Below are 13,688 nucleotides of genomic sequence, written 5' to 3'. Positions count from 1 at the left end.
TTACAAATTATTAGACTTTAAACATAATTTTAAACTCAGACCCCTTACCTAAATCACTTATAACAGCTATTGTACCTTGATGCGCTTTTATGATTTGATTTACATAATAAAGCCCCAAACCTAGTCCTTTTGCATTATGCAGATTGCCTTGTTCAACTCTGTAGAATTTATCAAACAATAAAGAATGTTTGCTTTTTGAAATTCCAATTCCGTCATCTTTGACACTGATATTGAATTGGTTTTTAATTAATTCCGTTTTGATTGTAATAGTATTACTGCCATATTTTACGGCATTTTCGAGTACATTTAAAATGGCTGTAGTCAAATGAAATTTATCTAAAACCAAAAGGGTTTCTTTAGTATTAAAATGAGCTTCAAGAGTCACTTTTGGAAACGCAACCTTAAAATCGACTACAATAGCGTTCAAAAATGACTCAGCAATGATTTTTTCTTTTTGCAGTTCAATATCATTTTCACCCAATGAATTAGCCATTACTTGGTCAATTAAACTTTGCAGACGATTATTTTGACGTGAAACAGTATTTAAAACACTGCTGAATTGCTCTTCATTGGCACGTATATCTTTTCGCTCCAATATTTTTGTCGAAATTCCCAAAGTGGTCAAAGGAGTTTTGAGTTCGTGCGTGATATTATTGATAAAATCCGTTTTGACGTCACTTACTTTCTTTTGCTTAATTAATGCTTTGATAGCAATTACAAACAGCGTTATTAGCGTAAGAATGGATAGAAGCGATAATAGCAAAATCATTTTCATTCTTTCGAAAATTATCATTTCCCAATCGATTACAGAAACATACATAGAGTCTTCGGTAAGCAATTTATACTCTTTTAATGTTTCATTACCATTGGTGGTGCTAACATAATTTCTAACTAAAAAAGCATTGTTTAAAGACTTTAAGTTACCGTATATTTTGTTCTGTATAAGAGGTTTTTTGGAAAAAATAGTATCTACTTTTTTATGACTGTTATAAATGACAAACTTGTTAAGAACAATAGCAAAATCAATTGAAATATCTGGAAATTCACGTTTGAATTTTAGTTGGATTTTTCGAGTTAATTCACTTCCAGATTCATGATCCAGTAAGGTACTTTCTATTTCAAATTTTGGCTTTTTGGTCAAAACATAATTTTGTGCCAATTGCTTATAGAGCATTTCCTTTTTATTGACGTAAGCCGAATCAATATCACTGTAATCATTTGTTATTTGGGCAATTTTATCTTTGATTTCCGTGTGAAATTGGGCTACTTTATAATCGTAAGTTGTTTTTACCAAATAACATTGCACAACTGATAAAACGATCAGAGCAATAACTGAAAAGGCGATTAATAAATTGATTCTTTGTTTCATTTGGTGAAAATTGAATTCAAAAATAATTCTTTTATTATTCAAATTCGTCATTAACTCCGCATTAACCTTCGATTAACTTAGGAAGTAAGTATTTAGAAGCATTTTTGTAATGTTTTAAATCGTATAACTTACTATTAAATGAATACCAATTTAAGAATTCAGAATACATTAAATATAATTTGTCTTATCGTTTCAGGATTTGGTTACGGACAAAATACTACCGAAAACGACAGTATTTCCAACAAATTAACTGAAGTAATCGTCACTAAAGAAAAAAAAATGTTCACCAATAAAAATGGAAATATCAAAGTTGATGTGGCCAATTCAATTCTTAATTCAACCCCAAATACATTAGATTTATTATCCAAATTACCCAATATTACGATCAGTGCCGACAAAGAAAGTATTACGGTCATCGGAAAAGGAAATCCTTTGATATACATAGATAATCAAAAAGTTGGAATGAATGATTTGAATGCTTTGTCTGTTGACGACATAAAAACCATTGAAATTATCAATAATCCATCCTCGAAATATGAAGCAGAAGGAAGGGCCGTTATTTTGATTACAAGGAAATTTAGCAAAAAAGAGGGTTCACAAACAACTGTATCCGAAGTGGCTTCATTCAAAAAAGAATTCAATAATTATTTGGGGATAAATTCAAGTTTCAAGAAGAACAAATTCGAATGGAAAGCAAATTTTAATTACAACAAATTAAGCCCTTGGGAAAGCCATAAGATCGATTATCAAATTCCTGACGAAGACATAATCTCGAATTATAATGTTGCTACCGCAAATACCAAAAGAAAACAATTCATTTTTGGTGGAGGTCTTTTTTATAAAATTAATGAGGATGATTATTTTTCAATTAATCTAAATAGTAAATTACAGAACGAACTTTTTGATATAAATACAACTACTTATAATAAGAATGGAGATTTAGAAAATAATGTTATAACAGATAGTGACAATAAGGATCAGAAGAATTTTATAAACTCTTTTGTCAATTATTCCAAGAAAATAAAACCAATCGACACACAATTATTTGTTGGTTTACAGTATTCTAATTTTGATCAAGATTTAAGTTCATTGGCTCAAAATAATTTTAATGACACACCATTTGAATGGGCACTAAACAGCAATCAAAAATTTAATGTTGGCGTTTTTTCTGGAAGGATTGATCTTGAAAATAAATTTAAAAATGAAATGAAATTGGAAGTTGGAGGTTTGTATTTATCTGCTGACGCAAATACTGATTTTAAAATTTTTAATTTTGCAACAAACACTACAGTCAGTTCAATATATAATTTCGATGAGAAAAACAGCTCAGGTTATGCTCAATTGTCAGGAACTATAAAAAAGATTGTCTATTCTGTAGGTTTCAGAGTTGAAAACACTGATATTCTAGGGAAATTCAAAAATGATAAAGAGCCATTAATCAACAAGAATTACACCGATTTCTTTCCGAAAGTGCAGTTTGATATCCCTATTAACAGTACTAAATCAATAACCTTAAATTATTCTAAAAGTATTTCGAGACCCAATTATTCGTCAACAAGTCAAGGATCCACTTATATAAATCCATATTTTTTATATTCACGAAATATCAATTTAGATCCAACTATTAACAATCAGATTTCGTCTAGTTTTCAATACAAGGATAAATCCGTAAAACTGAGTTATTATAAAAATACGGATCCTGTTTACAGTAGTTTTACATTTGATAACGAGAATAATATATTGATTTTTAAAGAAACTAATTTTGATAAAGAGTCCGGATTTAATTTAGAATTTACGCTGCCTTTTACTTATAAAATTTGGACATCAACCAATAGTTTAAGTTTTATATTAAATAAAATAGAAGATGATTCAGCTCAGTTTATGACATCAAAACCTTATTTGTATTATTATTCGAGCAATGAATTCAAACTTCCAAAAGGGTATGTCATTTCTGTGTCAGCTTGGGGATCAACTGAACAAAAAGAAGGTGTGTTTGAAAGAAAAGCAATATCTATTATTATGGGTTTAGCAGTTTCGAAAACTTTTTTCACCAATTGGAACTGCATCTTAAGTTATAATGATATTTTGAGCAATACGATTTACGCAGAAAAATTTACCATAAATGATATCAGTTCAAAAGCAAGATATTTGGTTGATGCACATGAGTTTTCGATTGCTGTTAAATATTCTTTTGGTAAAATAAAGTCAGCTGAGTTTAAGGAGAAAAATATCGACGATAATTCTAATAGAATAAGATAATAAGGGTAAAACCCTTGCAATGCATGGGCTTTGTTTGTATAAATTCTTTGGCAAATTAACCTTCGTCTTCTTCAGTTTCTTTTCGATTTGACTCATCATCTAACTCTTCTTCATCATGGGTATTGTTGAATTCAAAAAAGCTGAAAAACGAACCACCATAACTTTTTTGAAACGAAAAATTATCCAAATGCTCCATTTTGGTGTATTTAGAATGCTCGATAATCATCATTCCTTCTTCGTTGAGTAAGTTTTTTTCAAAAACCAAAAGCACCACTTTTTCAAAAGTAGCTTGGTCTAAACCATAAGGCGGGTCGGCAAAAATGATGTCGTAAGTGGTTTTGCAGTTTTCTAAAAACTTAAACACATCGCTCTTGGTAGCCGCAATCGTAAAATCATATTCGGCAGCTACTTGTTTGATGAATTTTACACAACCAAAATCACCATCTACTGAAGTAATTGGATAACTTCCTCTTGAGGCAAATTCGTAGCTAATGTTTCCTGTGCCAGAGAATAAATCCAACACTTTCAATCCTTCAAAACTAAAATGATTGTTCAACACATTGAATAAAGCTTCTTTACTCATATCGGTAGTGGGACGCACCGGCAGGTTTTTTGGCGGTTGAATGCGTCTTCCTTTGTATTTTCCTGAAATGATTCTCATGAGTTGAATAGTATAAAATGTTGTCTGTTGATGGCTTCTGAAAAAGAATTACTACGTTGCAAACTGCTCACATCAAAAAGAGATATGTTTCGGATGTATTGGTAAGCTAGTTGATAGTAGGGACTTTCTTCGTTAATATTTCCCATAATTTCCAATGGAAAATTTTCTGGATTTAAACTTAATTGCTCTGCAGTAAAAAGAATATAATACAAGAAATCTTCGGGTGTGGCGTATTCAAACGAATTAAAAAGCAATAGTTGCTGGTTTTGTACCACTATGATTTCAAAATGACCTGTATTGAAATGAACGACCATTTTTTTATTGTCATTATTTTTGGAAGCTTCTAAAATTTTGGTAACCAAAATACTGTTAGCGTGCTTGTAATCAAATGAACCAAATTGGTCAATAAAAAAATTATTGATGTTCACGTACGGAATGTAAACGGTATTCATTTCGTAATTGGCAATGGTATCGTAGGCAAAAAAATCAGTTTCGAACACTTTGGTGTTGTATTGCAAATAACTTCCTAAATAATTTTCATCAAATAGGGCAGTGGGCACAAACGTAGATAAAGTATTGTTGTGAATGACTACGATTTCGTCATAAGTGTCCTTTAATTCTGGAAAATCGCTAAACGCATCGGCAAAAAGTTCTTCGATTTTGGTCGCTTTGTGAAAGGTGTCAAAATGAACTTCGTTGTAAGAAAGGATTTTTTTATTTAAAGTGTCGAAACAACAAAAAGACAAACCTGTCAACGATACTTGAAGTGCTAATTTTTTGTATTTCTTTTCGGTGATACTCATCTTTTTTTGCTTTTTTTCGACTACGCAAACTTACAAATTTTAATAGCAATAACAATAGCCAAATTCAAGGCGAAATGCAATCTTAATGGTAATTATAAAATAAAATTACACAAAATTAAAGGGTTAGAGCTTTTTCAAACAACAAATAAAACTAAAGCATTTGTGGCTGTGACAAAATTGAAATTGCCTTTGAAAATTGTCTATGCAATAGAAAACTTTCCGTTACTTTGTATCCAAATTTCACTCAATGAATTCCTCTCAATTTTATAGTTTTTTACAGAAAAATTTTCCTTTTCAGCCTACGTACCAACAGGATATTTTTTTTCAGAAAATTGCTATTTTTCTAACTGAAATTGAGAACAATACCATTTTTGTCTTGAAAGGCTACGCAGGAACGGGAAAAACTACGGTAATTTCAACTTTGGTGAATAGCTTGACAGGCATCAACAAAAAAGCCGTTTTATTAGCGCCAACAGGTCGAGCGGCCAAAGTAATTGCTAATTATTCTGAAAAACCAGCTTTTACGATTCACAAGAAAATCTATTTTCCTAAAAAAACATCTGGAGGAGGCGTTTCTTTTACCTTGCAACCCAACAAACATAAAAACACCATTTTTATCGTCGATGAAGCTTCTATGATTTCTGATACCAATTCGGATTCGAAATTGTATGAAAATGGTTCACTCTTAGATGATTTGATTTCGTATGTGTATTCGGGATCCAATTGCAAGATGATTCTTTTGGGAGATACTGCACAGTTGCCTCCAGTGAATCTGGATATAAGTCCCGCCTTAGACATTGATACTTTATCGCTTCATTATAATAAAGAAATTGACCATATCGAACTCGATGAAGTAATGCGTCAAGAAGAAAACTCAGGTATTTTATACAATGCAACAGCTTTGCGTGAATTGCTAAACGATGCCTTTGTGACCGAGTATCAATTTGATTTGAAAAAATTCAAGGATATAATCCGACTTGTGGATGGATACGATATTCAAGATGCGATTCATTCGGCTTATAGCAACTACAGCATTGAGGATACCGCTTTTATAGTGCGTTCCAACAAAAGAGCGAATCAGTACAACGAGCAAATTCGAGCCAAAATATTAGATAAAGAAAGTGAATTGGCCACGGGCGATTTCTTGATGGTGGTTAAGAACAATTACTTTTGGTTGAAAGATTCTGACGAAGCTGGTTTTGTAGCAAATGGTGATATTATTGAGGTATTAGAGATATTCGCAATCAAAGAGTTGTACGGTTTCAAATTCGCGAAGGTCAAAATCCGAATGGTCGATTATCCCAACCAAAAACCTTTAGAAACCGTTTTGTTATTGGATACCATAAAAAGCGAATCTCCTTCTTTAACTTATGAAGAATCGAATAGATTGTACCAAGAAGTAATGAAAGATTACGAAGGTGAAACCAAATACAAACAGTTTCAGAAGGTCAAAGAGAATGAGTATTTTAATGCGCTTCAAGTTAAGTTTTCCTATGCTATCACTTGCCATAAATCGCAAGGTGGTCAGTGGAATACCGTTTTTATAGAACAGCCATATTTGCCCAACGGAATCGACACCGATTATATTCGCTGGTTGTACACCGCAATGACACGTGCCAAAAATAAGCTATATTTGATAGGATTTAAAGACGATAGTTTTGTAGACTAAATTAAAATGAAACAAAAAATAGCACATATTGCTTTGTTAGTGGCTGATTATGATGAAGCCCTTTCGTTTTATGTTGATAAATTGCATTTTGATTTGATTGAAGATACTGCCTTGTCTGAAACTAAGAGATGGGTTTTAGTCGCGCCCAAAGGAAGTCAAGATTTTAGTTTATTGTTAGCCAAAGCCGATGGTGCTATTCAAAAACAAAGTATAGGCAACCAATCGGGAGGGCGTGTTTTCTTGTTTTTAAATACAGATAATTTTGATAGAGATTATCAGAATTTAATAAGTAACAATATCGAAATTGTACGTGAACCCAAAACCGAAGACTACGGTAAAGTTCTTGTTTTTAAAGACATCTACGGTAATCTATGGGATTTGATTCAACGAAATAACTAAACGGTATGCGAAATATAAACGATTTAGATAAAATAGCTAGTTCTTTTTCGACTACCGAAAAGATGCCAGTTTTGTTTTTAGGTCACGGCAGTCCAATGAACGCAATCGAAGAAAATCAGTTTGTTACTGGTTTTCGCAATTTGGCCAAAAACCTACCTAAACCTAATGCTATTTTGTGTGTTTCGGCACATTGGTTTACCAAAGGTTCAAAAGTCACCGCTATGGAAATGCCTAAAACCATTCACGATTTTGGTGGTTTCCCAAAAGAGTTGTTTGAAGTACAATATCCCGCTCACGGATGTCCTGAATTAGCTACGATTACTCAAGAATTATTGCTTCCTACAGTGGTTGAATTAGACCATCATTGGGGATTAGACCACGGAGCTTGGAGTGTAATCAAACATTTATATCCAGAAGCCAATATTCCTGTAATTCAATTAAGTATAGATTATTCAAAACCCACTGAATATCATTTTCAATTGGCGCAACAATTGAGTCGTTTGCGTCAAAAAGGTATTTTAATTATCGGTAGTGGTAATATCATCCATAATTTGCGTTTGGTGGATTTTTATAATTTTGAGAAAGATGATTATGGCTATGATTGGGCTATAGAGGCTCGAGCTACCATTAATTCACTTTTACTAGATGGCAATTTTCAACCATTATTGGAGTATGAGAAACAAAGTCAAGCGTTTCAGTTGGCTATTCCAACTCCCGAGCATTTTTTGCCTTTAATCTATACTTTGGGTTTAAAAGACAAAAGCGAAGAAATACAATTATTCAATGATAAGTTAGTAGCGGGTTCGTTAAGTATGACCTCGGTTCGAATTGGCTAAAGTATTTAATAACATTAGAAAGTATGTATTTTATATATTTGTTCAATCAAACTTTAAATTCAAAAAAAACTTCACCTCTTAGCGCCTTTACGGCAATAAAAATAAAACAATGAAAATAATAGCAGTCATTCCCGCTCGATACGCATCCACACGATTTCCTGCAAAATTAATGCAAGATTTAGGTGGAAAAACAGTCATCAGAAGAACTTATGAAGCCGCAATTAACACCCAACTTTTTGATGATGTGTTTGTGGTAACCGACTCCGATTTAATTTATAACGAAATTGTTTCAAACGGGGGAAAAGCAATTATGAGTATCAAAGAGCATGAGTCGGGGAGTGACCGTATTGCAGAAGCTGTTGAAAATCTCGATGTTGATATCGTGGTCAATGTGCAAGGTGATGAACCATTCATAAATGCCGAACCCTTGGCAAAAGTGATTGAAGTATTTAAAAAGGATACCAACCAACAAGTAGATTTGGCTTCGTTGATGCGAGAGATTACAAATGAAGATGAAATCAATAATCCAAACAATGTAAAAGTGGTGGTGGACCAAAATGGTTTTGCTCTATATTTTTCACGTTCTGTAATTCCTTATCCAAGAGAGATTAATGTTGGTGTGCGCTACATGCAGCATATCGGCATTTATGCTTTTAGGAAACAAGCCTTATTGGATTTTTACAGTTTACCAATGAAATCTCTAGAAGCTTCTGAAAAACTAGAACAACTACGTTATTTAGAATTTGGGAAACGAATCAAAATGGTCGAGACTACTCATATTGGTATTGGAATAGACACTGAAGAAGATTTAGAAAAAGCCAAACAGTTACTTCGTGATTTATAATTAAATTTATGTTTTGTTCCTCACGAATCTATTTCTGAGTTCAACTAATTTTATGAAAAAGAGCTACACTATTTTCTTTTGCACACTGCTAACAGTTTTAGTTGGCTGTAGTGGCTTGCGAAACAATCCATTAAGAGAAACCTTAAAAACACCAAAAGGGATTATTCATCAAGTAATGGAAAATCCCGAAGAGTATGAGGTTCAAATCATTTATTCTCAAATTAAACGAGCTGCTAACGGAAAGGTTTCTTTTATTGATTTTAAGTATAATGTAGATGTAAATCAATATTTCTATCCTGCTAGTACCGTTAAATTCCCTATTGCAGTTATGGCTTTAGAGAAGTTAGATGCTATTTCGAATACCTCTGTAAATTCTACATTTTCTATTGGTGATGAAGCAACCCAGTGGAAAGTTTCAGAAGAAGTTTCAAAGTTGTTTGCAGTAAGTGATAATGAAGCCAGTAATCATTTGTTCGAATTTATCGGATTTGATGATTTGAACAATGGTATAAAAAATAAGGGTTTATCTCCATTTAGAATCACTCATCGATTATCGACTGCAAATTCGGGAAGTAGGTTAATACAACCTATCACTTTGTATAAAGACGATGGTACAGTTGTGAAATTTCCATCAATTGAAGCAAAAGCATTTGTTCCCTTGAAGTTAAAAGGAATTCAAAAAGGAAATGGCTATTTAGAAGGCGAGCAAATCATTCAAAAACCATTTGATTTTTCAGAAAAAAACTATTACCCTTTAGAGACATTGCATAATACACTTAAAAGAGTTGTCTTTCCAGAAGCTTTCGAGGAAAATGAGCGTTTCAAGCTTTCAGAAAAAAGCAGAGAATTTATATTGTTTTCGATGCAAAACTTGCCAAGAAATGCAGGTTATGACCCAAAAGAATATTTTGATGGGTATTGTAAGTTTTTTATGTTTGGTGATACAAAAGAATCTATTCCTGATTACATCAAAATTTACAATAAAGTTGGTGAAGCCTACGGAACACTTACGGATTGTGCGTATATCGTTGATTCAAAAAACAATATTGAGTTTTTAGTATCGGCCACTATTTTGGTCAACAAAAACAAAATATTTAATGATGGAATTTACGAATATGATTCGATTGGATTTCCTTTTTTAGCAGAACTCGGCCGACAATTGTATCAAAAAAGCAAGCAATAATCTAGTTTAAGGTCAAGGCTCCTAAAATTTCCTCGAATAAGAAAGGGCCTCCGGGATATTTCGCGGTATAATCCAAATTCATCCATACTTGCCCACGCTCATCGATGTGATAATGCAACTGTTTCTTGGCGCTTTCTCTCGGGAATAGCTCGTTTTTAATTAAATAATTCATTTTTTCTAAGTCTTCCATCGAGCCAATTAAGATTTCAGGATAAATGTGTCCTTTGGTATGAATTAATCTTGGAGTTCCGCCTATCGCTCTAACACAAGCTGCCATAAGAATGGAATGGTCATCACAATCGCCAGAGAAATACATCAAAGATTCTGTTGCTGTAGCAATATAATCGCCTTCTTTAGGGTCGTGAACGTAATTCCAACGCGAATTGATTTCTTTGAAAACAGCAAAACACTGAATAATGGTTCTGTAATCGCTATATCCTTTTAGATTTCGAAAGTGCTTTGTAGTAGCCATAATGGCAAAATTGCGCACTTTTGGATTTTCATATTCAATGGCGCTCAAAATTTTAGATTTATTTGGAAAGGGAAGGAGTTTGGCAATGATAATATCTTGAGGGTAAGGACTGTCAGACATAGTATAGACCATTGAATTGTAATCTTCAACGACGCTATTAAATCCGTAATTTCCAAAAATGCTCCCGTAAATAAGAACAAAAAAATAAATCAGAATGCCAATCATCATAAAGGTTCTCATAGCGTTAAGAACGAAATGAAGAACAATAAAAACTACCAAAAAAATAAGAATTCGGTCTAAATTAAAAGGCCAATTGAAATCAATAACATTGTGATGAATAATGATAAAAACAGGGAAGGTGATGACCAAGTTCAAAAAAGATATAATAATAATGTCCCAAGGTTTCTTGACTTGAAGTTGGGTTTTTAGCTTATTTAAATCAATTTTTTTTGGGTCTATCATATCTTTAAAAAGGAGTACGATTATACCACTTTTACTATTTCAGCAAATGTACTTTTTTTATCAATAATTCCGAGTTCCAACAATTGATTTTGGACATTGTTTAACACATTTTCACTTAATTGATTTTGTGACCATTCGGTTAGAGCCAACCATTTTTCGAGGTCTTCTTCTTTCTGATGAAAACGTACTGCTAGCTTTTCAATGATATTGGGTAACGATTTAAAATTTAGTGTATTGCTGTTAATTACTTTAAGTATTTTTAGAATTGCTTCAGGCTGTTGATCTAAAATTTCGTCTCGAACTGCAATAACAAAACAAGGCCAAGGTGTGGGGCAATCAGCGATTCTTCTGAAAATTCCTTTGTCAACGAGAGGTTGTGTCATGAATCGTTCCCACATAAAATAATCAGCGGTACCTTCTGTCAAAGCAGTAACAGCTCCGTCAATGGTATTTACAATTTCAAACGACAATGAATTTGCATCCCACTTTTGATTACCAGCATTGACATAAGCCATTAATTGGGAACCAGAACCTATTCTTGAGATGGCAGCTTTAGTACCTTCAAGTTGTGCCAAGTTTTCGTATTTGGATTGTGCTGCAACATGAATTCCCCAAATCAAAGGAGTTTCTACATACACTTGAACTATTTTTGAAGGATTGCCAGCGGTAATATCTTTTACGATACCTTCAGTTAAAATAATAGCAATATCCGTACTTCCATCGCGAAGCATTTGGCACATTTTACCGGTGCCTTCTGGAACATCCGTCCATTGCAAATCGATAGCTTCTTTTTTAAAATCTCCATTTTCTATGGCTAAATGCCAAGGCAAATTAAAATGTTCTGGAACACCAGCTATTCGTATTGTTGTCATTTATTTTTGATTTGGATTAAATAGTTGCCACCATTTCCAATTGATGCCATCTTCAGCCGTATATTCTTCTATAAACTGCATTCCGCATTTGCTTAAGATATGATTGGAAGCACCATTTTGAGCGTGGGTGTAAGCATTCATTTCTTGTATCTTCATTTCATTAAAACCATACTCCAGCCAAAATTTTGTGGCTTCGGTGGCGTATCCTTTGTTCCAAAAGCGCTCATCCAAACGGTATCCGTAATCGTAAAAATTAGTATTTCCGTTTTCTATATGGTCGTTGATGAACTTAATACCTGTCCAACCGATAAATTGTCCGTCTTCTTTTAAAAAAGTAGCAAAGCGGCCAATTTTATTAGTTGCATATTGTTTTTGAAGCGATTCAATTACAGGATATATTTCTGTAATATCTTGAACCGGTTTGTTCCATAAATATTTGTGAACAATAGGATTAGAGTCCATAATAAACATAGCTTCGGCATCGTCAATCGTAAAAGGGCGCAGTATTAATCGGTCGGTTTCGAGAAGTATATCCATATTTTGTTATTATTATTGCGCTAGTTTATTCAGGGTATACAAAATAAGTTCGTCTACGGCCTTATAAGGATCTTGGCTAAAAGTACCGTTAGCGCGGTTGGCAATGATGGCATTCATAGATAAGCAATGATGTCCTAGTAACTTACCGAGTCCATAAATAGCACTGGTTTCCATTTCTAGATTCGTAATGCGATGCCCTTCAAAACTAAAGGAATCCATTTTAGAATTCAATGCTGGATCTTGTATTCCTAATCGCAGCACACGTCCTTGAGGTCCATAAAAACCACCAGCGGTTGCTGTAATTCCTTTGTGAATTTGCTCACTTGCAATTAATTGCTCCAACTCAGGGGAACAACCTATAAAATAAGGCGTTCCTTTTTTCAAATCCCAGTTGGTATGTTCGATAAACGCTTTTTCTAAGCGGGTTTCAGCAATAGAATCGATCAAATAGGAGCGAAGCATGTTGTCTAATCCTAGTCCGTATTGGGCCATGACAAAATGATCTACTGGGATATCAGCTTGCAGAGAACCAGAAGTTCCAATTCTGATGATTCTCAATGCTGTTAAGGTATCTTTTACCTTTCTAGTTTTTAAATCGATATTGACTAAAGCGTCTAATTCGTTGAGTACAATATCAATATTATCTGGACCAATTCCAGTAGAAACCACACTAATTCGCTTGCCTTTATAGGTTCCTGTTTGCGTTTTGAATTCTCTTTTTTGAACGGTAAACTCAATAGCATCAAAGTGCTTAGTGATTTTTTCTACACGATCTTGATCACCCACAAACAGAATTGTAGTTGCAATTTGTTCTGGCTTTAAGTTAAGATGATACACACTACCATCAGGATTGAGTATTAATTCGGAATCTTTTATCATAACCTATGTTTAAATTGTTTAAGGTTTAATCGTTTAATGTTGTTAAACTGAGTACTAAAAGCTGCATACTGAACACTCTATTTTAACCTCCAACTCTTTTTGTTTTAAAGCCTTTTTCTTTTAAAAGAGTCATTATTTTATCGCGGTAATCTCCTTGAATGATAATTGCTCCTTCTTTAAAAGTACCGCCCACACTCAATTTTGTTTTTATTTCTTTGGCTAAAATTTTGAAATCTTCATCGGTTCCTTCGTAGCCTTCTATAATAGTGGTAGCTTTTCCTTTTCGTTTTTCATATTTGCAAATCATCGGTTCTTTTTGCACATACAATTCGCGTGCTACTTCCTCAATGGGTTCGTCAGGAAGGGGCTGATGATCTGGAAAAAGATGTTTTAATTGGTCTTGTAAATCCATAAAATTGAACTTTTGAAAAAATCAAATTCCA

Annotated in this window: 14 protein-coding genes; 6 read left to right on the top strand and 8 right to left on the bottom strand. The window is 33.3% G+C overall.

The genetic code is table 11. From position 1 onward, the window contains the following. Positions 1 to 10: 10 nt before the first annotated feature. Entirely contained in the window at positions 11 to 1,369 is a 1,359-nt protein-coding gene (locus tag FLAVO9AF_RS05510) for a sensor histidine kinase KdpD (protein WP_159685502.1), read from the bottom strand. Between the two features lie 138 nt (positions 1,370 to 1,507). On the opposite strand from FLAVO9AF_RS05510, the gene FLAVO9AF_RS05505 reads away from it, so the two are divergent. After that, entirely contained in the window at positions 1,508 to 3,628 is a 2,121-nt protein-coding gene (locus tag FLAVO9AF_RS05505; RefSeq protein WP_159685500.1) for an outer membrane beta-barrel protein, read from the top strand. 55 nt (positions 3,629 to 3,683) lie between these two features. Here FLAVO9AF_RS05505 and FLAVO9AF_RS05500 read toward each other — a convergent pair whose 3' ends face one another. Both FLAVO9AF_RS05500 and FLAVO9AF_RS05495 read right to left on the bottom strand, forming a co-directional pair. Then, positions 3,684 to 4,289 carry an RsmD family RNA methyltransferase gene (locus tag FLAVO9AF_RS05500; RefSeq protein WP_159685498.1) on the bottom strand — a complete coding sequence of 202 codons (606 nt, stop codon included), beginning with the start codon at positions 4,287 to 4,289 and terminating at the stop codon, positions 3,684 to 3,686. Continuing rightward, complete coding sequence (locus tag FLAVO9AF_RS05495) at positions 4,286 to 5,092, bottom strand: DUF3822 family protein (RefSeq protein ID WP_159685496.1); 807 nt, start codon at positions 5,090 to 5,092, stop codon at positions 4,286 to 4,288. The genes FLAVO9AF_RS05500 and FLAVO9AF_RS05495 overlap by 4 nt, the downstream gene beginning before the upstream one ends. Before the next feature lie 247 nt (positions 5,093 to 5,339). Between FLAVO9AF_RS05495 and FLAVO9AF_RS05490 the strand changes: the two genes are divergently transcribed. The 5 genes from FLAVO9AF_RS05490 to FLAVO9AF_RS05470 all read left to right on the top strand — a co-directional run bounded on the left by FLAVO9AF_RS05490 (position 5,340) and on the right by FLAVO9AF_RS05470 (position 10,023). After that, entirely contained in the window at positions 5,340 to 6,761 is a 1,422-nt protein-coding gene (locus tag FLAVO9AF_RS05490) for an ATP-dependent RecD-like DNA helicase (RefSeq protein WP_159685494.1), read from the top strand. Positions 6,762 to 6,767: 6 nt separating this feature from the next. After that, positions 6,768 to 7,160 carry a VOC family protein gene (locus FLAVO9AF_RS05485; RefSeq protein WP_159685492.1) on the top strand — a complete coding sequence of 131 codons (393 nt, stop codon included), beginning with the start codon at positions 6,768 to 6,770 and terminating at the stop codon, positions 7,158 to 7,160. A gap of 5 nt (positions 7,161 to 7,165) precedes the next feature. Then, positions 7,166 to 7,996 (top strand): 4,5-DOPA dioxygenase extradiol, encoded by an 831-nt coding sequence (gene ygiD / locus FLAVO9AF_RS05480; RefSeq protein ID WP_159685490.1) that lies wholly within the window; start codon positions 7,166 to 7,168, stop codon positions 7,994 to 7,996. Positions 7,997 to 8,105: 109 nt separating this feature from the next. Beyond that, complete coding sequence (gene kdsB, locus FLAVO9AF_RS05475; RefSeq protein WP_159685488.1) at positions 8,106 to 8,840, top strand: 3-deoxy-manno-octulosonate cytidylyltransferase; 735 nt, start codon at positions 8,106 to 8,108, stop codon at positions 8,838 to 8,840. A 52-nt stretch (positions 8,841 to 8,892) separates the two neighbouring features. Then, positions 8,893 to 10,023 (top strand): serine hydrolase, encoded by a 1,131-nt coding sequence (locus tag FLAVO9AF_RS05470; protein ID WP_159685486.1) that lies wholly within the window; start codon positions 8,893 to 8,895, stop codon positions 10,021 to 10,023. A gap of 1 nt (position 10,024) precedes the next feature. Here the strand turns inward: FLAVO9AF_RS05470 and FLAVO9AF_RS05465 are convergent, their stop codons facing one another. The 5 genes from FLAVO9AF_RS05465 to FLAVO9AF_RS05445 all read right to left on the bottom strand — a co-directional run bounded on the left by FLAVO9AF_RS05465 (position 10,025) and on the right by FLAVO9AF_RS05445 (position 13,657). Continuing rightward, positions 10,025 to 10,957 (bottom strand): transglutaminase, encoded by a 933-nt coding sequence (locus FLAVO9AF_RS05465; RefSeq protein WP_159685484.1) that lies wholly within the window; start codon positions 10,955 to 10,957, stop codon positions 10,025 to 10,027. Between the two features lie 20 nt (positions 10,958 to 10,977). Then, positions 10,978 to 11,829, bottom strand: a complete 852-nt coding sequence (locus tag FLAVO9AF_RS05460; RefSeq protein WP_159685482.1) for a substrate-binding domain-containing protein — start codon at positions 11,827 to 11,829, stop codon at positions 10,978 to 10,980. Then, positions 11,830 to 12,366: a GNAT family N-acetyltransferase gene (locus FLAVO9AF_RS05455; protein WP_159685479.1), complete on the bottom strand. Its 537-nt coding sequence runs from the start codon at positions 12,364 to 12,366 to the stop codon at positions 11,830 to 11,832. Positions 12,367 to 12,378: 12 nt separating this feature from the next. Continuing rightward, positions 12,379 to 13,245, bottom strand: a complete 867-nt coding sequence (locus FLAVO9AF_RS05450; protein ID WP_159685476.1) for a nucleoside phosphorylase — start codon at positions 13,243 to 13,245, stop codon at positions 12,379 to 12,381. An 82-nt stretch (positions 13,246 to 13,327) separates the two neighbouring features. Continuing rightward, entirely contained in the window at positions 13,328 to 13,657 is a 330-nt protein-coding gene (locus tag FLAVO9AF_RS05445) for a translation initiation factor (protein WP_159685474.1), read from the bottom strand. Positions 13,658 to 13,688 lie beyond the last annotated feature (31 nt).

Source organism: Flavobacterium sp. 9R (genome assembly GCF_902506345.1).
Taxonomy (GTDB): Bacteria; Bacteroidota; Bacteroidia; order Flavobacteriales; family Flavobacteriaceae; genus Flavobacterium.
This window is presented reverse-complemented; position numbering and strand designations above follow the sequence as displayed.

Bases quoted from the DNA above. Each gene is read 5' to 3' on its own strand.
- FLAVO9AF_RS05510 (WP_159685502.1), bottom strand. From the start codon at position 1,369: ATGAAACAAAGAATCAATTTATTAATCGCCTTTTCAGTTATTGCTCTG.
- FLAVO9AF_RS05505 (WP_159685500.1), top strand. From the start codon at position 1,508: ATGAATACCAATTTAAGAATTCAGAATACATTAAATATAATTTGTCTT.
- FLAVO9AF_RS05500 (WP_159685498.1), bottom strand. From the start codon at position 4,289: ATGAGAATCATTTCAGGAAAATACAAAGGAAGACGCATTCAACCGCCA.
- FLAVO9AF_RS05495 (WP_159685496.1), bottom strand. From the start codon at position 5,092: ATGAGTATCACCGAAAAGAAATACAAAAAATTAGCACTTCAAGTATCG.
- FLAVO9AF_RS05490 (WP_159685494.1), top strand. From the start codon at position 5,340: ATGAATTCCTCTCAATTTTATAGTTTTTTACAGAAAAATTTTCCTTTT.
- FLAVO9AF_RS05485 (WP_159685492.1), top strand. From the start codon at position 6,768: ATGAAACAAAAAATAGCACATATTGCTTTGTTAGTGGCTGATTATGAT.
- ygiD (WP_159685490.1), top strand. From the start codon at position 7,166: ATGCGAAATATAAACGATTTAGATAAAATAGCTAGTTCTTTTTCGACT.
- kdsB (WP_159685488.1), top strand. From the start codon at position 8,106: ATGAAAATAATAGCAGTCATTCCCGCTCGATACGCATCCACACGATTT.
- FLAVO9AF_RS05470 (WP_159685486.1), top strand. From the start codon at position 8,893: ATGAAAAAGAGCTACACTATTTTCTTTTGCACACTGCTAACAGTTTTA.
- FLAVO9AF_RS05465 (WP_159685484.1), bottom strand. From the start codon at position 10,957: ATGATAGACCCAAAAAAAATTGATTTAAATAAGCTAAAAACCCAACTT.
- FLAVO9AF_RS05460 (WP_159685482.1), bottom strand. From the start codon at position 11,829: ATGACAACAATACGAATAGCTGGTGTTCCAGAACATTTTAATTTGCCT.
- FLAVO9AF_RS05455 (WP_159685479.1), bottom strand. From the start codon at position 12,366: ATGGATATACTTCTCGAAACCGACCGATTAATACTGCGCCCTTTTACG.
- FLAVO9AF_RS05450 (WP_159685476.1), bottom strand. From the start codon at position 13,245: ATGATAAAAGATTCCGAATTAATACTCAATCCTGATGGTAGTGTGTAT.
- FLAVO9AF_RS05445 (WP_159685474.1), bottom strand. From the start codon at position 13,657: ATGGATTTACAAGACCAATTAAAACATCTTTTTCCAGATCATCAGCCC.